This is a genomic window from Burkholderia sp. M6-3 (assembly GCF_050858985.1).
Lineage (GTDB): Bacteria > Pseudomonadota > Gammaproteobacteria > Burkholderiales > Burkholderiaceae > Paraburkholderia > Paraburkholderia caledonica.
Map to the genome: position 1 here is coordinate 80,625 of NZ_CP110092.1, position 20,051 is coordinate 100,675.

The 20,051-nt window shown below is 60.9% G+C and carries 19 protein-coding genes and 1 pseudogene; 15 read left to right on the forward strand and 5 right to left on the reverse strand.

Annotated elements, in window-relative coordinates:
• Nucleotides 1-36: 36 nt before the first annotated feature.
• Nucleotides 37-1,113: an EscU/YscU/HrcU family type III secretion system export apparatus switch protein gene (gene sctU, locus OH764_RS32885; RefSeq protein ID WP_498851609.1), complete on the reverse strand. Its 1,077-nt coding sequence runs from the start codon at nt 1,111-1,113 to the stop codon at nt 37-39.
• 309 nt (nt 1,114-1,422) lie between these two features.
• Between sctU and OH764_RS32890 the strand changes: the two genes are divergently transcribed.
• The 10 genes from OH764_RS32890 (at nt 1,423) to sctC (ending at nt 11,003) form a co-directional block, all read left to right on the forward strand.
• A complete protein-coding gene (locus OH764_RS32890) occupies nt 1,423-2,028 on the forward strand; it encodes an HrpB1 family type III secretion system apparatus protein (RefSeq protein WP_498851610.1) in 606 nt (201 codons plus the stop codon).
• A 45-nt stretch (nt 2,029-2,073) separates the two neighbouring features.
• On the forward strand, nt 2,074-2,451 hold the full coding sequence (locus OH764_RS32895) for a type III secretion protein (RefSeq protein ID WP_498851611.1): 378 nt from the start codon (nt 2,074-2,076) through the stop codon (nt 2,449-2,451).
• Entirely contained in the window at nt 2,448-3,263 is an 816-nt protein-coding gene (gene sctJ, locus OH764_RS32900; RefSeq protein WP_498851612.1) for a type III secretion system inner membrane ring lipoprotein SctJ, read from the forward strand. Before OH764_RS32895 ends, sctJ begins: the two co-directional genes overlap by 4 nt.
• A complete protein-coding gene (locus OH764_RS32905) occupies nt 3,260-4,012 on the forward strand; it encodes a type III secretion protein HrpB4 (protein ID WP_498851613.1) in 753 nt (250 codons plus the stop codon). The genes sctJ and OH764_RS32905 overlap by 4 nt, the downstream gene beginning before the upstream one ends.
• Nucleotides 3,997-4,767: a type III secretion system stator protein SctL gene (sctL, locus tag OH764_RS32910; RefSeq protein WP_498851614.1), complete on the forward strand. Its 771-nt coding sequence runs from the start codon at nt 3,997-3,999 to the stop codon at nt 4,765-4,767. Before OH764_RS32905 ends, sctL begins: the two co-directional genes overlap by 16 nt.
• Nucleotides 4,768-4,824: 57 nt before the next feature.
• Nucleotides 4,825-6,165, forward strand: a complete 1,341-nt coding sequence (gene sctN, locus OH764_RS32915; RefSeq protein WP_498851740.1) for a type III secretion system ATPase SctN — start codon at nt 4,825-4,827, stop codon at nt 6,163-6,165.
• Complete coding sequence (locus OH764_RS32920) at nt 6,162-6,656, forward strand: type III secretion protein (protein WP_498851615.1); 495 nt, start codon at nt 6,162-6,164, stop codon at nt 6,654-6,656. The genes sctN and OH764_RS32920 overlap by 4 nt, the downstream gene beginning before the upstream one ends.
• Entirely contained in the window at nt 6,653-7,504 is an 852-nt protein-coding gene (gene sctT, locus OH764_RS32925; protein ID WP_498851616.1) for an EscT/YscT/HrcT family type III secretion system export apparatus protein, read from the forward strand. Before OH764_RS32920 ends, sctT begins: the two co-directional genes overlap by 4 nt.
• 213 nt (nt 7,505-7,717) lie before the next feature.
• Nucleotides 7,718-9,166 (forward strand): helix-turn-helix transcriptional regulator, encoded by a 1,449-nt coding sequence (locus OH764_RS32930; protein ID WP_498851617.1) that lies wholly within the window; start codon nt 7,718-7,720, stop codon nt 9,164-9,166.
• Nucleotides 9,167-9,218: 52 nt separating this feature from the next.
• Complete coding sequence (gene sctC, locus OH764_RS32935; RefSeq protein ID WP_498851741.1) at nt 9,219-11,003, forward strand: type III secretion system outer membrane ring subunit SctC; 1,785 nt, start codon at nt 9,219-9,221, stop codon at nt 11,001-11,003.
• Between the two features lie 86 nt (nt 11,004-11,089).
• On the opposite strand, the gene OH764_RS32940 is transcribed toward sctC, so the two are convergent.
• The 3 genes from OH764_RS32940 to OH764_RS32950 all read right to left on the reverse strand — a co-directional run bounded on the left by OH764_RS32940 (nt 11,090) and on the right by OH764_RS32950 (nt 12,445).
• Nucleotides 11,090-11,521 (reverse strand): HrpB1 family type III secretion system apparatus protein, encoded by a 432-nt coding sequence (locus OH764_RS32940; protein ID WP_498851618.1) that lies wholly within the window; start codon nt 11,519-11,521, stop codon nt 11,090-11,092.
• 160 nt (nt 11,522-11,681) lie between these two features.
• The gene (locus OH764_RS32945; protein WP_498851619.1) at nt 11,682-12,146 is read right to left on the reverse strand and encodes a lytic transglycosylase domain-containing protein; all 465 of its coding nucleotides are present in this window, start codon (nt 12,144-12,146) and stop codon (nt 11,682-11,684) included.
• 8 nt (nt 12,147-12,154) lie between these two features.
• Nucleotides 12,155-12,445, reverse strand: a complete 291-nt coding sequence (locus OH764_RS32950; RefSeq protein WP_498851620.1) for a hypothetical protein — start codon at nt 12,443-12,445, stop codon at nt 12,155-12,157.
• A 282-nt stretch (nt 12,446-12,727) separates the two neighbouring features.
• On the opposite strand from OH764_RS32950, the gene OH764_RS32955 reads away from it, so the two are divergent.
• The 5 genes from OH764_RS32955 to OH764_RS32975 all read left to right on the forward strand — a co-directional run bounded on the left by OH764_RS32955 (nt 12,728) and on the right by OH764_RS32975 (nt 18,357).
• The gene (locus OH764_RS32955; RefSeq protein WP_498851621.1) at nt 12,728-13,690 is read left to right on the forward strand and encodes a phage tail tip lysozyme; all 963 of its coding nucleotides are present in this window, start codon (nt 12,728-12,730) and stop codon (nt 13,688-13,690) included.
• Between the two features lie 141 nt (nt 13,691-13,831).
• The gene (locus tag OH764_RS32960; RefSeq protein WP_498851622.1) at nt 13,832-14,029 is read left to right on the forward strand and encodes a hypothetical protein; all 198 of its coding nucleotides are present in this window, start codon (nt 13,832-13,834) and stop codon (nt 14,027-14,029) included.
• Between the two features lie 26 nt (nt 14,030-14,055).
• On the forward strand, nt 14,056-16,206 hold the full coding sequence (locus OH764_RS32965) for an HrpF/NolX family T3SS translocon protein (RefSeq protein ID WP_498851623.1): 2,151 nt from the start codon (nt 14,056-14,058) through the stop codon (nt 16,204-16,206).
• Nucleotides 16,207-16,855: 649 nt separating this feature from the next.
• Nucleotides 16,856-17,158, forward strand: a complete 303-nt coding sequence (locus tag OH764_RS32970) for a hypothetical protein (protein WP_498851624.1) — start codon at nt 16,856-16,858, stop codon at nt 17,156-17,158.
• Between the two features lie 449 nt (nt 17,159-17,607).
• Entirely contained in the window at nt 17,608-18,357 is a 750-nt protein-coding gene (locus OH764_RS32975) for a superoxide dismutase (RefSeq protein WP_498851625.1), read from the forward strand.
• Nucleotides 18,358-18,408: 51 nt separating this feature from the next.
• Here the strand turns inward: OH764_RS32975 and OH764_RS32980 are convergent.
• Nucleotides 18,409-19,123 (reverse strand): annotated as a pseudogene (locus OH764_RS32980) (TnsB C-terminal domain-containing protein); the annotation flags it as partial.
• Nucleotides 19,124-20,051: the final 928 nt, after the last annotated feature.

Below are 20,051 nucleotides of genomic sequence, written 5' to 3' on the forward strand. Positions count from 1 at the left end.
GAATGTGATGAGTCCAGCAGGAGCCGCGAACAGGGCTTACGCGGCGGGTGTGTGCATACTTTGGCTTTGCTTCGCGAGGCCAATCGAGTCGACCCAGCGCAGGATCGCCGCGACGGCTTCGAACAGTTCGTCGGGAATCGGATCGTCGATGTCAACCTTGTAAAGCGCACGTGCAACCGGCGGATTGCCGACAATCGGCACGTTGTAAATTTGCGCCTCGCGGCGCAATTGCGCCGCGGCTTCGTCCATGCCCTTCGCGATCACGACGGGCAGCGGAAATTCGTCGGGTGCGTAGCGCACTGCGACGGCGTAGTGCGTCGGATTGACCACCATGATGCTTGCGGCCGACACCTTGCGCGGCGGCGCGGAGGTTGCGAGTTCGCGCGCGAGCCGCTTGCGTTCGCCCTTGATCACAGGATCGCCTTCGTCCTGCTTGAATTCGCGTTTGACCTCGTCCTTGCTCATTTTCTTGCCGCGAATGTAAAGGAATTTTTGCAGCTTGAAGTCGACCCCACCGAACAGCACGAATAGCGCAGCAGCGGTGCCGAGAATTTTGAGCATCAGCCCGCTCGCGAGCCGCGACAATTGCGGGACCGACTGAAACAGGGAGCCGATCACGAGCGGCAGCAAACCTTCGATCGTTTTCCACATTACGATCAAGAGTACCGTGCCCTTGATGATCATTTTCAGCAATTCGAGCAGCGATTTCAGTGAGAAGATCTTTTTGACGCCGGCGGCCGGACTTATTGCGTCAAACTTGAACGACACGGCGTTCATCGAAATCACGACACCCACCTGCGCGCCTACGGCGACGATCGCGGCAAGCACCGCTGCGCCGATGCTCGGGAAAACCGCGCCGATCACGTGTGAGCCGATCAAGTGCAACGTCACGTATAGCGTATCAATGTCGCGCGGCCCGCTCACGAAGCGGAGCGCGTCTTGCACGCCCGCGCGCATCGCGTCGACCATCGAATCGCCTGCTGCCGCGAGCATCAGTACGCCGGCCGCGAGAATCACGCCGTCCGCGACGTCGGCGCTTTTCGCGACGTCGCCTTCCTCTCGCGCCTTGCGCAGCTTCTTGTCGGTTGGCTCTTCGGTCTTATCGTCGCTCATCGCAGAGGTCCAGTGGGGGGAGGCGGGCGAGCCCGAACGTACGGCGTGTTTATGAAGTGATTGCGCTGGTCGATTCTATGCAGCACGTATCTCGCGCCATTGGCACGATACGAAGCAGGACATCGGCGCGCGAAGCGACCGCTATGTGAACGTGCGGCGTCGAGCCCGATGTAGCGCTCCACGTTATTCCTGCATTGCGCACAGTTTCGCAACGCTGCTGCTCGCTTCGCTCGCGGCGCGAGCAGCAGCGTTCTGCGCTGCTACCTTTCGCTCACTGGAAGCATCACTGAACACACGGAGTCAAACACCATGCTTGCAAACCAGCCCAAGTCCGCCCTGCTCTCTGAGTCGGTGACCCATGCCGACTATTTGAAGTGCAGTCAGGACGTGGTCTCCGCGCTCATCGAAACTGTGTCGGTCGGGCTCTTCAACCATTTCCCGAAAGTGCGCGGCGATACGGCCGACATCGAACTTGTGCTCGATGCGTTGCGCGCGCTGCGTCCGAAAGTGAGCGAGATCGAGTCGTTGCAGGGGGTGCTGTACATCGTGCATGGCCGTTGGGACGACGCGGTGCAGGTGCTGCGCGAGGTGATTGACGCCGCGCCTTCATTTTCGTACGCGAAGGCGATGTTTGCTTACTGCCTTTCCTCGAAGGGCGATCCAAACTGGCGTCAATGGGCCGATGAAGCGCTTGCCGGCGACGCGACGCCTGAAACGCGTTCACTGATCAGGGCGCTGGAAGTTCGCGAAGACCTGCTGGCCGCGCGCGCGAGCTATCGCGGCGGCGAGTTTGTGTTGCCGCAGTCGTATCGCGATTTGGCCGAGGAGCAGGAGGCCAAAGCCGCCGAACGCGCCGCGCAGCCTGTGCGCGAGAACAGCGCGCAATTCCAGCAGATGGGCTTTCTGCGCGCCTGATTTGCGGCGCGCGTCGTTTTCACAGTTCACGCCAGGAGTATTCATATGAGCCTGTCCATCACCAACGACTCGGTTGCCAAAGCAATTTCGGAAGCGTTTAAAGCCGACAGTGGCGGCGACTCGGCCGCGAAATTCCAAGCGTTGATGCAGCAGGAGCGCGTCGCGCCGGACCAAGGCGGCGCGCATGCCGCCAACGACAAGCTCGTCGAAGCAATCTCGCACGAGGATGGCCAGATGGAAGCCGCGCTCAAGGAAGTCGCGCAGTTCGGCCAGCAATCCAGTTCGATGGCGCCCACGGAGGCAATCGCAAAGGCATCCGAAGTCGCGCTGAATCTGTCGATGGTGCAATTCGACTTTCAGGCGAAGATGGCGGTGGTGACATCGTCTAAGTCGTCGGCGGAAACCCTGATGAAAAACCAATGACCATGTTCACGGCTGAAGCATTCGGACCATGGCAGCGCTGTCGCTGCGCGGCGATGGCCATATTGTGCGTTGCATGTGCGTTGCTCGCGGGCTGCAAGAAGGAGCTGTACGGCAATCTGAGCGAGCAGGACGTGAACGAAATGACAGTCGCGCTCCTGGAGCGCGGTGTGAGTGCAGAGAAGACCACGGCTGACGGCGGCAAGACCTACTCACTGCAAGTGAGCGACGATGACATGGTTCACGCAATGGAAGTCCTGCGCGACAACGGCCTGCCGCACAGCAAGTTCGACGATCTGGGCAACCTGTTCAAGAAAGACGGTCTGGTTTCCACGCCGACCGAAGAGCGCGTGCGGTTCATTTACGGCTTGTCGCAGGAACTGTCGGGCACCTTGTCCCGGATCGACGGCGTACTGGTGGCTCGCGTGCAAATCGTGATTCCGAACAACGATCCGCTCGCGCAGCAAGTGAAACCGTCGTCGGCGTCGGTGTTCATTAAGTACAGGCCGGGTCTCGCACTCAACTCACTCGTGCCGCAGATCAAGAATCTGGTCGTGCATAGTGTGGAAGGCCTGTCGTACGAACAAGTCAGCGTGACCGGCGTGGCGGCCGATCAGGTCGATATGAGCCGCCGCAGCGTGGCGCGTGGTTCCTTCTGGCCGTGGGTCACCGCGGGGCTGCTCGTAGTCGTGCTGGTAGGCCTCGGGATCGCCTTTGCGTTTCGCGAGGCGTTGCAGCGGCGCTTCGGGCCGCTGTCGAATTTGCCCAGTGCGTTGTCGCAGCGACTCGCCCGCAAGGACCGACGCTCCGCATGAACATGCCGGCTTCCTGTGTCGCGCGCGGCGCCGGCTTGCCGCACGGCGGCCATTGCGGCCACGTCCGCCTGGGGCCGAATGCGAATCACCTGGCGGGCATGCTTGCGAGCTATGAGCACAACGTGCGCACGGCGATTCGCTGGGTCCACAGTTCCTGGCTGATGCGAGCACTGGGTCTTGGCGAAGCCGCCGCGCTTGCGTTGCGTGAACGTCTGCAACACGGTCCGTGCGAAGACGTTTCCCTTGCGCTGATGCGCGCGTTGCAGTTTGCGCCGCCCTCGCTCGAACGGCTGATCGGCGTGCCGGCGGCGCGTCTGGATGCGCTGCCAATCGAGCAAGGTCGCGCCGCGCTGTGCATCCGCGCGCTGCTGCTGCGGCGCGCGCAAGTGCGCCGTTTGATTGACCGAAACACGCGTGTGCGGCTCGCGCAATGGGCGGGACTGCCGCTCGATCGCATTGCTGACCCGTTTGCAGCGCCCGATCTGACGCGCGTTTTGGGTGCGGCTGCAGTGCCGTCGCTGGAGTCGCTCGAACATGCGCAACTTGCTCTGGAGGGCTACGCATTGCTCGCGCGCGAGCCGCAAGCCGGCAACGTGCCCTGCGCGCTGCTGCGCCTCGCATTGCCGTACGACGCCCGCCACGCTGCCTGGTTAGATGCCGTGCCTGCCGCGCTTGACGAAAGCGGAACTGGCGTCCTGCACGCGCGGCTTGCGGAGCTTTTTCCGGAGTATCCATGGTTATCTGGCTGAGTCATCCACGTATTGCGCACGTGGCCGATGCGCTTGGTAAGACGCGTTATGGTGTGGACGAGGATATCGTCGCGCGCGAAACGTTCGGCATGCTGGCAAGCGTGGACAATGTGTATGGGCGCGCAGAAGCCGAGCGCCAAGGAATTCTCGCAGCGGCGGAGGTTGAGCGCGAGCAGCTATTGCAGGCTGCTCGCGCCGAAGCCGACGTACTCGTGACCGAAGCGGCGAGGGAACGCGCCGAGGCGGCCGACGCGGGCTATCGCGACGGCATGGCGCAAGGACTCGCCGACTGGCTTGAGCAGGTCGCGCATGTCAGCAACGACGCTCACCGTCTGCAGCGTCAACTCAGCAAGCGGATGGCCGAAATCGTGATGCTGGCGGTCGAGCAGATTGTCGGCGGGCAGGGTGCGCAGGCGTTGTTCGCGCAGGCGCTGGGTGCAGTGGACCGCATAGTCGAAGGGTCAACCTATCTCCGCGTGAGCGTTCATCCGGGCGATCTGGAGGCCGCGCGCGCGGCATTCGGCGATCTGGAGCGCCGTTGGCGCGAGCTGGGCCGTCCTGTTGCGTTGAGCGTACTCGGTGACAAGCGGCTCGCGCCCGGTAGCTGCACATGCGAGTCCGACGTCGGCATTGTCGATGCCGGTTTGTCGACGCAGCTGGACACGGTCCGGGCGGCGGTCGAACGCGCGTTGCGTGCGTCGGTCGATGAATCCGTTGCGGCGCCCGCACAAACCTCAATGGTTGAAGAGAGCTAGAGCGTGAGCGAAATCGAAAGACATGCGCGGCACAAAGCCGCGGCCACGCATGACGGCCTGCTGGGCCGCGCCGGTTTGCGGCAGCTGAGCGACGCGATCGAACGGGAAATCCTTGCGAGCGTGTCGATCCGCCAGGTCGGCAAGGTCGTGGAAGTGATCGGCACGCTCATCAAGGTCGCGGGCATCGATCTGAAACTCGGTGAACTATGCGAATTGCGCGCGCCTGACGGTCGCCTAATGCAACACGGCGAAGTGATTGGCTTCACGCGCGATTACGCCCTCGTCTCGCCGTTTTCGCGCTTGTCCGATGTGTCGCGCTCGACGCAGGTGGTTGGCCTCGGCAGGCCGCTGTCGATCAAGGTAGGCGACAAACTGCTCGGCCGCGTAATCGACGCGCTCGGCGAGCCAATCGACGGACTCGGGCCGATCGACATCAACCGCTACCGGCCGATCTTTGCAGACCCGCCGAGCCCGATGAATCGCCGCATGATTGAGGCGTCGATGGCAACCGGCGTGCGCGTGATCGACGCCATGACGACGCTGGCCGAAGGTCAGCGCATGGGTATTTTTGCGCCGGCGGGCGTTGGCAAAAGCACTTTGCTCGGCATGCTCGCGCGCGGCGCGCAATGCGACATCAACGTAATCGCGCTGATCGGCGAACGTGGGCGCGAGGTGCGTGAGTTCGTCGAGTCGATTCTTGGCCCCGAAGGCATGGCCCGGTCGGTCGTGGTGTGCGCGACGTCGGACCGATCGTCGATCGAAAGATCGAAGGCGGCTTATGTGGCGACCGCGATCGCCGAACATTTCCGCGACGAAGGCAAGCGCGTGCTGCTGATGATGGACTCGCTCACGCGTTTCGCCCGAGCCGGCCGTGAAATTGGGCTTGCGGCCGGGGAGCCTCCCGCGCGACGCGGCTTTCCGCCGTCGATCTTCGCTGAGCTGCCGCGCTTGCTGGAGCGCGCGGGCATGGGGGAGACAGGCTCGATTACAGCGCTGTACACCGTCCTCGCCGAGGACGATTCTGGTAGCGACCCGATTGCCGAAGAAGTGCGTGGTGTGCTTGATGGCCATCTGATTTTGTCGCGCGAGATCGCCGCGCAGAACCGCTATCCGGCCATCGACGTGCTCGGCAGTTTGTCGCGTGTGATGCCACAGGTTGTGTCGCGTGAATTTATGGCCTCGTCGTCCCGCCTGCGGAAGCTGCTGGCGAAACACCGCGAGGTAGAACTGCTGTTGCAGATCGGCGAGTACCAAGCTGGCACGAATGCGCTCGCGGACGAAGCGATCGAAAAGATTGAAGCTTTAAGAGCGTTTCTCTCGCAAGCGACGGACTCATACGCCGATCCCGTGTCGACTGAGGCGGCGCTGCACGAACTCGCGCAAGGACAGACGCTATGAGCGCGCAGCGGCAGATCATCGCGTTGAAGCGGTCAAGCGCGCGGCGCGAACGGCTGGAAGAAGCCCTGCGCGCCGCGCTCGCTCAGCGCCAGAACGAGCGCGCGGTGCATTCCGCGGAAGCCGATGCTGCTGCACAACGGCACGCGGAGCTCGATGCCGTGGTGCGCATGTACCGACAACGCATTGCGGCGATGACGACCGGCACCGAGCCGTTTTCGATCGAAAACTTTACGTCGATCCGTCGCTATACCGAGATGGTCGAGGAGCGGCTCACGCATGCTCAGTCAGAGTTGAACGAAGCGCGCGCCGCGATCGCCGCGAAGGATGAAGAAATTGCCGCCGCACGTCGTGACATCGCGCAAAATCGCGGTCGCATCGAGATGTGCGAGCAGCGCGTGAAAAAGCTTGAAGCGGTGCTGGATGGCCTTGCCGCCGACGCCGAGGACGAAGAAACCGAAGAAATGGCGCTTGCGCGACTGGGCCGCAAATGAACGAGTATCTGCTCGAACACGGTTTGCAATTTTCGCAGTATCTGGCGGTGTGGGGCTTGTGCTCGCTGCGACTGTACGCGCTGATGACGATGTTTCCGCCTACCTCCGACGGTGTGCTGCAAGGCGTCTTGCGCAACGGCATCGCGCTTAGTTTCAGCATGTTCATCGCAGCGGGTCAGCCGGACTCCTTCGGCGCGTCGCTCACAGGCTTGACTCTGCTGACAATCGGTCTGCGCGAAACCTTGATCGGTATTGTGATAGGCTTTGCTGCGTCGACGGTATTCTGGGTCGCGGAAGGCGCGGGCAGCTATCTCGACAATCTTACTGGCTTTAACAGCGCGCAGTTGCAGAACCCGATGCTGTCGCAGCAATCCACGCCTTCGGCCACGTTGCTCGGTCAGGTCGCGACGGTCGCGTTCTGGTCGCTTGGCGGCATGCAGTTCTTGCTGGAAGCTTTGTATGCGTCGTATAAGTGGTGGCCGGTTTCTGCGCGCATTCCGGCGTCGGTCAGTGTGCTCGATGCATTCATGATGCACCAGACCGACACTCTGATGCAAACAGTTGCCAAACTCGCGGCGCCGATGCTGCTTGTGCTGCTGCTGATCGACATGGGCGTCAACCTGGCGTCGAAGTCGGCCCAGAAACTCGAACTCAGCGCGCTCAGCCAGCCGATCAAAGGCGCAGTGGCCGTGCTGATGATGGCTGTGTTCGCCGGCATCTTCGTTACACAAGTGCGAGATCAGCTTGACCTCCGTTTGTTGAAAGCCAGCCTCGAAGCGCTTGCTCGGGGCGAGACAAAAGCATCTGCAAATGTGTCCGCCATCATTCCTTCGCGGCCGCTGCGGTGAACGCGCGCCTGCGGCGTCACGCCGATTCTCAACTATCTTCAATAATCACCGCTTCTCTCTGAGTATTGAGAATTGGCGAATCCAGCTTTGTTAAATTGATCTCCGTTGTCGCAAAGCGCTGACGATGCCGCCTACGTGCGGTATGCAGGAAATCAGGATGCCTAAGTATCGGCGTGCCGCGACGTTCGTTCGACGACTGTTACGGAGCAAGCAATGTTTTCCACCTTTTACTTTCCTCTCGTATCCGTTCTCGCGTCGTCAGCGGCGCAGGCAAGTCTGTACGACATGATCGCAGCGGGCCGCATTCTTGCGGCGTCGACGCACATTTCGCGTCACGTCGATTCGTGCGACCACGACATCTTGCCCAAATGGCTGCAATTGCAGGGCGACCTTTACATGACCTTAGGCATGGACGTCGACGCCGAGGAATCGTTCCGCCAAGCGCAGAAAAAAATGCGCGCATCGCGGTCCCAGATGCGAGCGGCGTCCTGTCGTAATGCGGGCTGGCAGGCGTTGTTCCGTCATCGGCTCGGTACGGCGATGGCGTGCTTCACACGGGTGGTTGAGGATGCTGGCGTTGACCCTGCGCTGCGTCTCGAAGGTTTGTTCGGCACTTTCTGCGTGTTGTTTGATCTCGGCCGTTTGCGCGAAGCGGGTCTCGCGCTCGACGAGCTCGAGGACCTTCTCCTCACGAGCGACGCCACACAGTTCCACAACGCAGCAGGCTGGCGTGATCTAATCGACACCGTGCGTTTCGATCTGACGACACAAAGCGAACTGCGCTCACACGCCGAACTGGCCGATCACGGCTACTGGCAACCGGGATTCGCGGGTGACTCGCAGGGATTTGCGGTTTCGGTGCCAGCCGCGCTGAGGCGGCGGGCGGCAGCAGCCGCTAAAGCGCCGTTGCTGCGCGGACGCATCGAGTTTCTGGAGCAATTGCAAGTGTTGGCCGACGGCGGGCGCGACGCGGAGCGTGCGCTCAACGAGCACTTGAATTGGGCCGTGGCGCAAGAGTTGACGGCGTATCAGCGCGCAGCGCGTCTCGAGGTGATGCTCGCGAGTCTGGCAGGCGGCGTGCCGCAAGTCGCGGAGTCGATTATCAATCTGCTCGGTGCGGAGAGCCGCGGCTGGCAAGGGCATCGTCAACTGGAGTATCTGTACGGACTCGCAAAGCTGCGGCATCTGCAAGGCCGCAACGGCGAGTCGCTCACGCTCTACGCACGTTATGCGGTCAACGCACTGCGTTGCGTGCGCGACGAGGCAGGCGCACTTGCGCAGTACACGCGGCGCACCGCACGTCCGCCGGAGCAACTCGACGACATTGCCGCTCGCCTGCCGGCGAAATACCGCCGCGCGTATCGCTTTCTCGTTGCGAATCTCGAACGCAAGGATCTGTCGATACGTGAGATCGCGCTGGAGATCGGTGTCACTGACCGGGCATTGCAAAGCACTTTCAAGAATAGCCTCGGCTCAACGCCGAGCGAAATTATCCGGCAGCTACGAATGCAGCGCATTCGCGCGGAGCTGCAAGCCGCGAGCGGGAGCGAGCGAGGCATTCTGGAAGCCGCCAGCAAGTGGGGTGTCAGTAACCGCTCGACCCTCGTCAACGGATATCGGCGTCAATTCAACGAAGCACCCTCCGATACGATAAATCGCTGAAGTTGTGCATTACGCCTGCACGTCATCTCAATCACCGACTTTCCACAACATGATGAAATCAAAACTAGGTCGCTGTGCAATCGGCGCGGCTTTGCTTCTCTGTCTCACTACGGCTCACGCTGCGCCAATCAAATGGCGGCCAGGGCTTGTGCAGATCTCGGTGGAAAGCAAGGATGTGAAGGATGTACTGAGCGATTTCGCGGCAAGCCAAGGCATCATTATTTCCATTGCGCCAAATATCCAGGGCACGGTGTCTGGCCGCTTCAACCTGCCTCCGCGCAAGTTCATCGACACTATGGCCGCGACCTTCGGTTTTGTTTGGTTCTATGACGGCAGTGTGCTGTCGATTAGCGCGGCCAACGACGTCTCCACCCGAGTCATCAACCTCGACTTCGCAGGAACGGAAAATCTGCGCCAGACGCTCAAGCAGATCGGCCTCGAAACCGACCGCTTTCCGATAGTGTACGACCCCGTCCAAGGCGTCGCTTTGGTGACCGGGCCCAGCCGGCTTTTGTCCCTGGTGAGCGACGTGGCGGCGCGCATCGATCAGAACGCGAATCGGCGCACCGGCAGCGAAGTCCGCGTGTATCCGCTGAAAAACGGTTGGGCCGACGATCATAAAGTCGTGATCGACGGCAAGACAATGATCGTGCCTGGCGTGGCGAGCGTGCTGTCGAGCCTGTATCACCCGCAAAACGATAGCGACAAAAAAGGCAGCTCGCGCGGCGCGACGCCGGATGTGACGCCTTCGGTGCAACCTGTCGATGCGATGGCGGACGTGCGGGGCGGGACCTCCGGCGGCTCGCCGTATCCTGACAACTCGGGCGTTAATCCACCGTTGCCGGGTCTGTTCGGCGCTCCGTTGCAGAGCGCGGGGGGAACGGTCGGCCTGCCTTCGCAAAGCGGGCGCATCGGCAATGACGCGAGCGGACGAGGCGCGCTGTCGACGGCCGCGCTGCCCGACGGCGCCGGCTCGTTGCCGGTCATCATTGCGGACCCGCGCACGAACTCGGTGCTGGTTCGGGATCTGCCGCAACGCGTCGATCAGTACAAGCCGCTCATCGACCGGCTCGACGTGAAGCGCCGCATGATCGAGATCGAAGCGAACATTATTCAGATCAACGACAACGCGCTCAAGCAGATTGGCGTTGATTGGCGCGCTCACAACAGCCACGTTGATTTTCAGACCGGAAACGGTATGACGAGTGCGAACAGTTTCAACGGCCAGTTAAATCCAACGTTCACGGGAACCGACGCAAACGGCAACACGATAGCCAATGTCACGCCGGCGGGCTTGTCTTTGACGGCGGTGGTCGGCGATGCGGGGCGCTATCTGCTCGCGCGTGTCAATGCGCTCGAGCAGGACGATCTTGCACGTATCGACGCAAGCCCGAAGGTCGCAACGCTGGATAACGTCGAGGCGGTCATGGACAATAAAACGCGCTTCTTCGTGAAGGTAGCGGGGTTCACGTCGAGCGATCTGTTCAGCGTCTCGGTCGGCAATACGCTGCGGGTGCTGCCAATGGTCACCGACGACGAAGGCAAGACGCAAATCAAGTTGCAGGTGCATGTCGAAGACGGTCAGATCGTGCCCGGACAAACCGTCGACCAGATTCCTCAGATCGCCACGAGCGAAATCAATACTGAAGCGGTCGTGACGGAAGGACAAAGTCTGCTGATTGCCGGATATCGGATCGATAACCAGACGAACGGTGAATCGGGCGTTCCGATTTTGTCGAAGATACCGTTTCTGGGCGGACTGTTTCGCTATCGGCAGACACAGAATAGCCATATGGAACGGTTGGTGTTGCTTTCGCCGCGCGTGATCGAATTCTGACGGAGTCGTCACAGCAGGTGCAGGAGCGGAATACGGAATGCCGAGTGCGGACGATATGCGTCACACCGGCATTCTTTTCAGTGCTTTTACGCGTGCACGGCTTCGGTCACTCGCTCGGCGAGAAGCGACGGGTGTGTGCCCGGATCGATCGTCACACCGAGAAACCGCCCGACGATAGCTATTGCTGTCTGATTGCCGCTGTCCAGAACCTGCGCGCCGAGGCGCCGCCATCCGTCGTCACGCAGCATGAAGAGACACAGGCCGTGCAGGGCTAATATGATCGGCAAACCCTCGTGCAGGTTACTAACCTGACGCAGAAGTTGCGCGGCCTCGCGCCAATCGGCACGGCTGATATGCAGGCGCGCTTCGAATACGTCGGCGAGCGGCGAATCGGGCTGCCATGTTCGCAACGCGAGCAACATGTCGTCGAGATCGGCCTGCGCTCCGATGCGAATGCCGCCCGACAATACGCATAAGAAAGCCTCGAGTACGGTGGCGCTGCATTGAATGGTCGGCATGCTTGGTTTTGAAAAGAAGAAGAAACAAACGATTTGCATAGTGCTGTCGTTTGCATTGTGCGACGTAGGCCTGGGCAACGAGCGGATAAGACGAAACATCGTGTTTTGCCACGAAGCGCATCACGTGCGACCGCAGCATGGCTGGACGCATAGCAGCACATTAAGGTGCTGGCATTCCCGATGTCGATCTCATGCCCCAGCGCTCGACAATAGCGGCGATACGACGCGCGTAGTCGTCGCGCAACGCGGGCGTCGCCGAGTGATAAGCGCCAACGGCGGCCCACGTATTGCCGTATTTCACGATCTGCTGCCGCAACTGCCATGCGGCGATGTAGACGTTCTTGCACGGTGTCATCAACGCGTCCTGTCCGATTCCGTAGCGCGATAACGCACTGAGGTGAATCGAATTAATCTGCATGAGACCGTAGTCGACCGAGCCGTTCGAGTTCTTGTGAACCGCGTTCGCACGATAGTGTGACTCCTGCCATGCGATTGCACGCAAGATAGTCGGATTGACGTGCTGATATGCTGCGGCTTCGTCAAAACAATCAGCATACGCGGGCGCCGCTCCAAACATTACTAGCGAGCAAATAACGCCGGCGATGCGCGGTTTCAGAAGGGGCATGGTCGTAGTTAATCCAGTTGTCCGCGTTCATTCGCGGTGTGCGCGCGTTGCGCGCGATCGCTGCGTCGACGATCGTCGTCGTGAATTGCCTGCTGACGGCGCGCGTCTTGCTGACGTTCTTCCCACCGCCGCTCTTCTCGCAACCGTTCCTCACGATGCCGCTCCGCTACGGCGTCCCAATGTGCATCAACACGCACGACCCCGGCGGCTGCCCGTGTCGAGAGGGAGAACGTGGTCAACACGGCGACGCCGGTGATCAACGAAGCGCAATACACTGCACAAGATTGACGAATGAACATAACAGCGTTGCTCGGGGTGAGCGATTCACATAGAGAACTTCACCATACCCATTGCGGGCGTTTGCGTATAACTTAACGCGAAGCGGCACCACAGCCGTGCGAAGCGCGCGACTCCGACCGTCTTGGAAAAGGCGATTTCCAAAGTGAGAGGCGCGGAGGTTCGGCACACTGCATGCGTCTTCGCACGCGTTCCGCAACAACGCACGAGGGAAATCTATCTTGATAAGAACGCGGCGCCATCGAGCGTCACGCGCCTGTCAATCATTAAGAAAAGAGAACGCCATGAATCCCATATCTACAGCGAGCGGCAATTACTTCGTCGGGACTTCGACCAACAGATTGCCTAATGCCGACAACGACCGTTCGCACGGCTCGGACGTCGGCAACCTGCTGCGCGATATTGCGAACCTGCTCGATGGCGGTCATCCCGCGAGCGGTGCGAGCAGCAACGGCGCAGGCCAGGGTGACCAGGTCAACGACATCGCGAAGTTTATGCAGGATCTGCTCGCCTTGCTCAAGCAAGGCGACAACGCCCGGGATGAGGGTTCGGGCATGCCGGGCTCTGGCGTGCATCACGGCGGGCATCATGTATGGGCGGGCTTTGGCGCTGCGCGGGGGGGGGGCGCGGGCCAGAGCGGGGCTTCAACGCCTGCTGCTTCAGGCGGTGCGGCTTCTGCTTTGCCTGCCGCTGATTCCGCACCCGGCGCAGCAGTTGCAGCGTGCTCATCGTCAAATAGCGGCAGCACTGCGCTCAGCACTGCGCCGCAAACCACTGCAAACACGCCCGCACAAAGCAAACAAGTTGCTGACGCGTACATGGCGAATTTACAAAAAGACTTTGGCCTAACGAAGGACCAGGCGGCTGGTGTCGTCGCAAATCTGTGGCACGAAAGCGGGGGCATGAATTCAGGCATCAACCAAGGCGGCGCGATCGGCAAGCCGAGCGGCAACATGGCTGACGACAACGCGAACGGCTACGGAATCGCGCAGTGGGGTGGCTCGCGAAAGCAAGGTCTGCTCGACTTCGCGGCAAGCCACAGGCCGCCGCTCGATCCGTCAAGCCAGGCCGCCAATTACGGCTTTCTCAAGCAGGAACTGGAAACGACACAACGCGGTGCGATCGACGCGGTGAAGAACGCGAAGACGCCGCAAGCTGCGACGCAGGCGTTCTCCAACGCGTTTGAGCATCCAAGCGATCCGCAGATGGCGTCGCGCCTTGCGAATTTGTCGGCGATCCTAGCGTAACGGTCTCGAGGCGCGACAACCCAGTCGGGACGGCAGCCCGGCTCCACGGCTCGCGCTTGCCAAACCCGCTTCTTCGGTTCGACCTAGAACAGGGCTATGTATAAAAGTGAGTTGCTGCTGATGTCTTATCTGGACGGCCAATTGTCCGCCGACGCTTCGTACGCCTTCGAGATCACGCTGCAGCTGCGCCCCTCGCTTCAGGCGCGTGCGGCGGCACTGCGAAAACAGTATGAAGCGTTGCAGGCGGCTTTTTCACGCCAGCATCTGCCGCCAATGTCCGCGAATTTCGCGCGACGAATTGAATTGCTTGTTCGCAGTGCGGGCAACGCCGGCCAATAACCCGAAATCATTAAGGAAAGCTGACAATGAATATGCGCACATTGACGCAAACCATATCGCTGCAGGCCAAAACCGCCAGCGATGTCGGCACGCGCGAACCGGCGGCGCTTGGAAACGGCGCGTCGGCCGACACGCAGGACGCCGGTTCGGCGGAAATGCAGGCATTGTTCAGCGCCATGCTGACGGGTTTGAAGCACGCGTCGTCGGCTGAAGGCAAAGCGTCAGGCACCCCTGACGGCCAAATCTTGCAGCGTGGACTCGCGCTGCGCGGCCTCGCGCAACCGGTTGGTACTCACGCGAACGCGAGCGCACCGATGTTACGCAATACTACGCAACCGGCGGACGGTCAGTCCGCAGATGATGCCGGTGAAGACGGCGGTGCAACTGCACTCGTCGCCCCGCAGCCTGCGCCGGCCAATACAGCGGCGCTCGACACTGACGCAAACCTGTCCTCAGCATCGCCCGCACCAACGCCGGAAGAACAGGAGGCCGAGCAACTATTCCAACAGCGCTCAAACACGTTGAGCGTGCTTGACGCGCACGCGAAGGAACTGGGCACGATGAGCTTTTCCGATCTTGACAAGAAGATCGACGATCCGAAAACGCCGCCCGACCTGAAGCAGGCGCTGCAGTCGCTAAAGAACGATCCCGACTTGCAGAAGCAACTCGACGGTGCATTGAACGGCAAGTCGGACGGCAAGTTCATAGCGGGCGACATAAAGCGCACGCTCAAAGACCAGCAACTGGCCGCGTCGCCGGATCGTGCAAACGCGGTCAACGTGTTGCAGCGTCACGAGGGGGAACTCGGCACGCTTAAGTTTTCGGACCTGGACAAGAAGATCAGTGATCCGAAAACGCCGCCTGATCTGAAGGCGGCATTGCAAACGGTGAAGGACGATCCCGGCTTGCAGCAGATGCTGGACTCGGGCAAGAACGGCAAGACGGACGGTAAGTTCAGTGGCGGCGACGTGAAAGCGCTTTCGAACTCCCCCACGTTGATCGCGATGAACCAGAAGCAGGCCAGTTCATTCGAGAAGAACTACATTGCTTCGGACGACACCAGCGGCGCCCAGCAGGGCCGCCCCATGACTGCTAACGACGCGGAGCGGGAGCTATATCGCTATTCCGACAACCTGCCCGACCCGGTGACGAAGAACTCGTTGCAGCAGATTGTCGACGGAACAGGCAGCGAGGGCAAGCGGCCGCCTCAAGTGATTGCGGCCGCACAGTATTACCTCGATCATCCGGACGACTGGCAGAAGCTCGCAGGTAACGCCGACGGTAAGGTCAAACGCGGCAAGCTGGAAGACTCAATTTCATCGAGCGTCGAATTGAACGCAGATGAGACGGCCACTGTGAAAACGATGCAGGCGAATTCCGACGCGTTTTTCAAGGACGGGAACCTGACGCGCGGCAAGCTCAAGAGCTTGTCAAACGATCCCGACCCCGACATCGCGAAAGCCGCGAAGCAACTGCTCACCGATCCGATGTTGTTCGGCATGATGGACAACGCGCTGCACGGTAACAGCGGCTCGTTTGTACACGCCGCCGACGACGGCAAGATTTCGAAAAAGGACTTTGACAAATTCACCTCGACGATGAACAAAACGCCCGCGCCGACCTACGCGACCCAAGGGCCGTCGAGCACGGACGACGCGAGTGCCGTTGCCGCAATGGAGGATGGCGAGGCCGACCAGCCGGACACGAAGGCAAAGAAGGGCGGCCAGTTTCAGGACTTCCTGCACGGGCTCCTGACAGTTGCATCGAAGATCGAGAGTGTTGTGTCGAAGGTGCTCGGCGTGGTCGCCGATCTCAAGATTCCGCTTATCAGTCAGCTAGCGGCAGCAGGCTCGGTCGGCGCGCAAGCGCTTTCGAGCGGCTATGAACTTGCCGACACCGCGCTCGAAGGCGGCGACATGAAGCAGGCAGGCATCAAGGCCGGATTCGATGTGGGCGGCGCGGCCCTTGGCGCGCTGACCGAGCCGGGTGCGGGTACGGCGCTTAAGGGCGCGGAGTCGGCGGCACTGAACGCGGCCTATCAAGCCAACAAAGGGGTGATTACCAAAACGGCTACTAAGGAAGCGGGTAAGCAGATTGCCAAGGACGGCGCGAAGGAAGCCGGAGGAGCCGAGTACGACGATCACAAGGACGATTTAAACCTTCCCGGCGCGGCCTGAAACTGCGATGTACCGCGAGGCTATTGGGTGGATAAGGACGATGCTTGAAGGAATTCCCTTGGATCACAGGGCGTTCGACGGACGAGCGAACGGTAGTGCGACCGCTTGCGCAGTCGGCAGCAACGAAGCCGTGCAGTGCGCGCGAACTGCCGGCGGCGCTGGCAAATTTGCCGGATGGACGCAATGGGCCACCTGAGCCGCTCAAAGTACGGGCGTCGAAGAACGCCGCAGCGCCGCGAAGTCCGGGCCGCGCATCGAGCCCGAGGACAACGTGCAGTTGCTCCACGAGCAGATAGCCGACGCTGTGAAGTCCGGCGCAGTCCGTACGTGGAGCTTCCAGATGGGGGCGGCGCCGCGAAGGTCGCGCCATAAGACGTTGCGTAGCAGTGGAAATACTCTCGGAATGACTCCGATAGTCAACGGACTTCGACGCGACTCGCAGGTTTCATCCTGGACGGGAATTCGAAGTTGCACGGAACCGAGTTGCAGGCCGTTGCGTTCCGTGCGAGCAATTGTGCTGTCGATGAACAACGGCGAAGCGAACGAGAAGCTCTATAAGCGTTACGGCGATGCAGCTAGGCTCAAGGACCATCTCGGCGAATCCATTGCCGAAAAACGTCGTATTGCGCCGTAAAGCGGTGCTTAGCCGTTGCTCAATGCAGATGACAAGCTGCGCCGCGCACAGAAACTGTTCAACTGGCTCGGCGAAAATCCCGATGTCGTCCTGACCGTGACGGACAACCCCTACGGGCACCACGCCGAGATCAGTGTGAGGCTGACGATCGAAAATGAGTACCCCGAGATGTTGAGGGAAGGTCGCGCTGCGGGTTCCAAGCCGCCGTGCCTCGGTTGCGTCTTGTGGTTCAACGACCGCGAAGAGCTGACGGAACATCAGCACGAAGAGCATAAGGTCCCGGCAGGCCCGCTGTTTCTCACGCCCGATAGTGGCTAGCGCACGAAGTTCGCGACACATGGAGTCGAGCCGAGGGGTGCTGTGACGCCCGCTGTCATCGGCAAAGTCGCGGACACCGTCAAGCGCTAGGGATCCGGTCTGAAGCTCGACATACGTCCGGTAACGAGTAGCAAAACCGACAACAGCCCGCGCTCGCCGACAGACGACGAACCGGACGCGGCGGATTACACAAAGGCGTTCGAATTCGTCAAGCCGCTCTTCGAGCAGAAGCTCGTTGCGAAGCAACAGGCCGATGCGAAGCGAAACCGCGCAGCAGAACGACGCGAAGCAGCAGAGCGACGTGCCGCAGGGCTCCAGATAATCCCAACCGTCCCGTTAGAAGCGGGCAAATAATTCCCCGCCGCGATGGAATTGGCGAATAGCGTGAAATGTTGTGTGAGTGCGGCGAACATCATGAGCGCCGCGCCACATTACTTGGAATTCCAAACATGCTCAAATCGTCTTTGTCGCGCCGTCGTCTGATGGCAACCGGGTCGCTGGCGTCAGTCGGCGTGCTGCTTTCCAAGATGTCATTCGGCGCAGGCACACAGGTCGCTACAATGGCTGCAAGCTCGCGTGGGGTGCCGGCGTATATCGGCGCGTCTCCGCAAACTCTGCCGCCGTTGCCGTGGGCGGACAACGCGCTCGAACCGGTCATCTCGGCGCGTACGATCGCGGTTCACTACGGCAATCATCATCGCGGATATTTCGACAATTTGCACAAGCTCCTGGCCGGCACGCCGCTTGCCAATGCATCGCTCGAAGAGGTTATCATGGAGTCGCACGATCAGCCGGCGCTCGTCGACGTGTTCAACAACGCAGCGCAGGCGTGGAATCACAACTTTTACTGGAACTCGCTCAGTCCAGAGTCGAGCGCGCCGAGCGAGAAGCTACAGGCGGCGATCCAGCGCAAGTTCGGCTCCACGGAAGCTTTGACCAAAGCATTGGTGGCCACTTCAGCGTCGCAATTCGGCAGCGGCTGGGGATGGCTGGTGGCCGATCGAGGCGAACTCGCGGTGGTGAAGACGAGCAATGCGGAAACCCCGTTCGCGCGCGGTCAGGCGCCGCTGCTAACGGTGGATGTGTGGGAGCATGCCTATTACCTCGATTATCAGAATCGCCGGCCGGATTACCTGGCCGCGACCGTGTCGCGTCATTTGAACTGGGCGTTTGCTTCGGCGAATCTAGATCGGATTTGATTCCAGCGCTTTAGCTTGTTCATCAAGATGCAGACCGCGCACCGCCGCAATGACGGTGTGCGTCGGGAAGTGCCTGCTGTGTGGCGTTTCTCTGGAGTGGATCGCGTTGTCCAGATAGAGCTGCCGGGACTCGCCGGCCATCGACCAGTTCATCTCCACGCCGAGCCCTTCCAACAATGGGCGCTTGTCGATGGAGACCGCGGACGGGCTTCCAGCGTGAACACGATGCCCAGCATGCAGCGGGTGAACACATCGATGACGATGGTCAGGTACGGACGGCCAACCGGTCGCCGGTCTCGTCCACCGCACCTCGATCAGATCGATGATGGTGTGGTCAATCTGCATTTTCCCCAGCGGCGCGATGACTGCGGGAGGTACGCCGCCGGCACTTTGCAGCGCGCGGGAGGCGTCTTGCCATTTCCGGCGGCGGATGGTTTTCAGCGGGCCAAGGACGGCGCTCGGCAGGCCCACGCTGTCGCGCGTCGGCACGCGCCGCTTCTGCGCTTTTCTGCTTTTTCCGCCACCGGGGCGACCGGGAGCTACGTTCGTCACGAGACCGGTGCCCTGCCGGGCGCGCCGGATTAGGACGTACGCCTGCCGCCGGGAAAAGCCCAGCGTCCGGGGCGGCATCGGCAGCCCCATGCCCGACCACTTCAGCCGCTGCCACCGGGCCGATGATCTTCGTCCGGGGCCGGGCTTGCTCCCATGTTGCGGTCGGCAGGATGGCTACCGCTCGTCTGGCAACGGGTGGGCGGTCCGATGCCATGGCCCGTCCTCACTCTTGTGCACAGGAGTATTCAGCATAGACGAGATTAGTGCAGACGACTTCTGATATTTTCCGTTCAAGGTCCTCTGCACAATCGGCGGCCAGCCCCATGAACTGATGCACTCGACTTCTGAAAATGACAATCGGCTCAACTTGCGGGTGAACAACAAAAGCTCGAATTCACGCCAGATTGTGAACTGGTCGCATCCTTACTCGAAAGTCGATATTAACAGCTCACTGCTTGAAATTCCGGGCGCCCAAACGCCTTATTGATCTGCCGGGCCGGCTTCACTTAGTTGCTATGCAGCTAGGGCGACGTTGTCGTGATCGACCCATGGCGTTGACGGTCGCGCTCTTTGGTCAGTTCGGCGCACCGGACGAGCGCGTGTGAGGCATCCCGACAGGCAGCGCACTGCAACAGCTTTACGTCGAGACGGTTTTTTTCCTTGTGGCTAAGGCGAGGGACAAGCGGCCCGGAACGACCGAGAAGCTGCGCCGCGCGAGCCCGCTCTGGTTGTGGCACACGCAGCGCACCTCGTCCGATGCCGGCGAACGTTATCGGCAAGTAATCGATCAAACGCTTCCTTCTCGTCGGACAACAACAAGGTGCCGATTCCGCTTGTCACGCTCAGGCGATCGCACGCCTACGCGAGGTTGCCGATCAGTAGCGTGCTACCCAACCACGGAGATGCCAGAGGGAGCCGCTTTTAGACAGCTCCTCACTTCCATTTGGCTGGGTTTGACTCCGGTTGCGACGGCGATGGCGGCGAAGGCCGTGCATGCGAGCTTCCTCCCAGCGCAACGGAGTGCTTTTTCGACCACCGATGGGCACTTTTTGCGGCGGCGCCGGGTGGGGCCTAGCCCGGGGTCCGCCCGCTTCGCATAGCGCGACGCGTTTTCGCGAATGCAACATCTCTTTCAGGCCGAA

Excerpts from the sequence above, each read along its gene's own strand:
- sctU (WP_498851609.1), bottom strand. The coding sequence starts at position 1,113 with ATGAGCGACGATAAGACCGAAGAGCCAACCGACAAGAAGCTGCGCAAG.
- OH764_RS32890 (WP_498851610.1), top strand. The coding sequence starts at position 1,423 with ATGCTTGCAAACCAGCCCAAGTCCGCCCTGCTCTCTGAGTCGGTGACC.
- OH764_RS32895 (WP_498851611.1), top strand. The coding sequence starts at position 2,074 with ATGAGCCTGTCCATCACCAACGACTCGGTTGCCAAAGCAATTTCGGAA.
- sctJ (WP_498851612.1), top strand. The coding sequence starts at position 2,448 with ATGACCATGTTCACGGCTGAAGCATTCGGACCATGGCAGCGCTGTCGC.
- OH764_RS32905 (WP_498851613.1), top strand. The coding sequence starts at position 3,260 with ATGAACATGCCGGCTTCCTGTGTCGCGCGCGGCGCCGGCTTGCCGCAC.
- sctL (WP_498851614.1), top strand. The coding sequence starts at position 3,997 with ATGGTTATCTGGCTGAGTCATCCACGTATTGCGCACGTGGCCGATGCG.
- OH764_RS32920 (WP_498851615.1), top strand. The coding sequence starts at position 6,162 with ATGAGCGCGCAGCGGCAGATCATCGCGTTGAAGCGGTCAAGCGCGCGG.
- sctT (WP_498851616.1), top strand. The coding sequence starts at position 6,653 with ATGAACGAGTATCTGCTCGAACACGGTTTGCAATTTTCGCAGTATCTG.
- OH764_RS32930 (WP_498851617.1), top strand. The coding sequence starts at position 7,718 with ATGTTTTCCACCTTTTACTTTCCTCTCGTATCCGTTCTCGCGTCGTCA.
- sctC (WP_498851741.1), top strand. The coding sequence starts at position 9,219 with ATGAAATCAAAACTAGGTCGCTGTGCAATCGGCGCGGCTTTGCTTCTC.
- OH764_RS32940 (WP_498851618.1), bottom strand. The coding sequence starts at position 11,521 with ATGCCGACCATTCAATGCAGCGCCACCGTACTCGAGGCTTTCTTATGC.
- OH764_RS32945 (WP_498851619.1), bottom strand. The coding sequence starts at position 12,146 with ATGCCCCTTCTGAAACCGCGCATCGCCGGCGTTATTTGCTCGCTAGTA.
- OH764_RS32950 (WP_498851620.1), bottom strand. The coding sequence starts at position 12,445 with ATGTTCATTCGTCAATCTTGTGCAGTGTATTGCGCTTCGTTGATCACC.
- OH764_RS32955 (WP_498851621.1), top strand. The coding sequence starts at position 12,728 with ATGAATCCCATATCTACAGCGAGCGGCAATTACTTCGTCGGGACTTCG.
- OH764_RS32965 (WP_498851623.1), top strand. The coding sequence starts at position 14,056 with ATGAATATGCGCACATTGACGCAAACCATATCGCTGCAGGCCAAAACC.
- OH764_RS32975 (WP_498851625.1), top strand. The coding sequence starts at position 17,608 with ATGCTCAAATCGTCTTTGTCGCGCCGTCGTCTGATGGCAACCGGGTCG.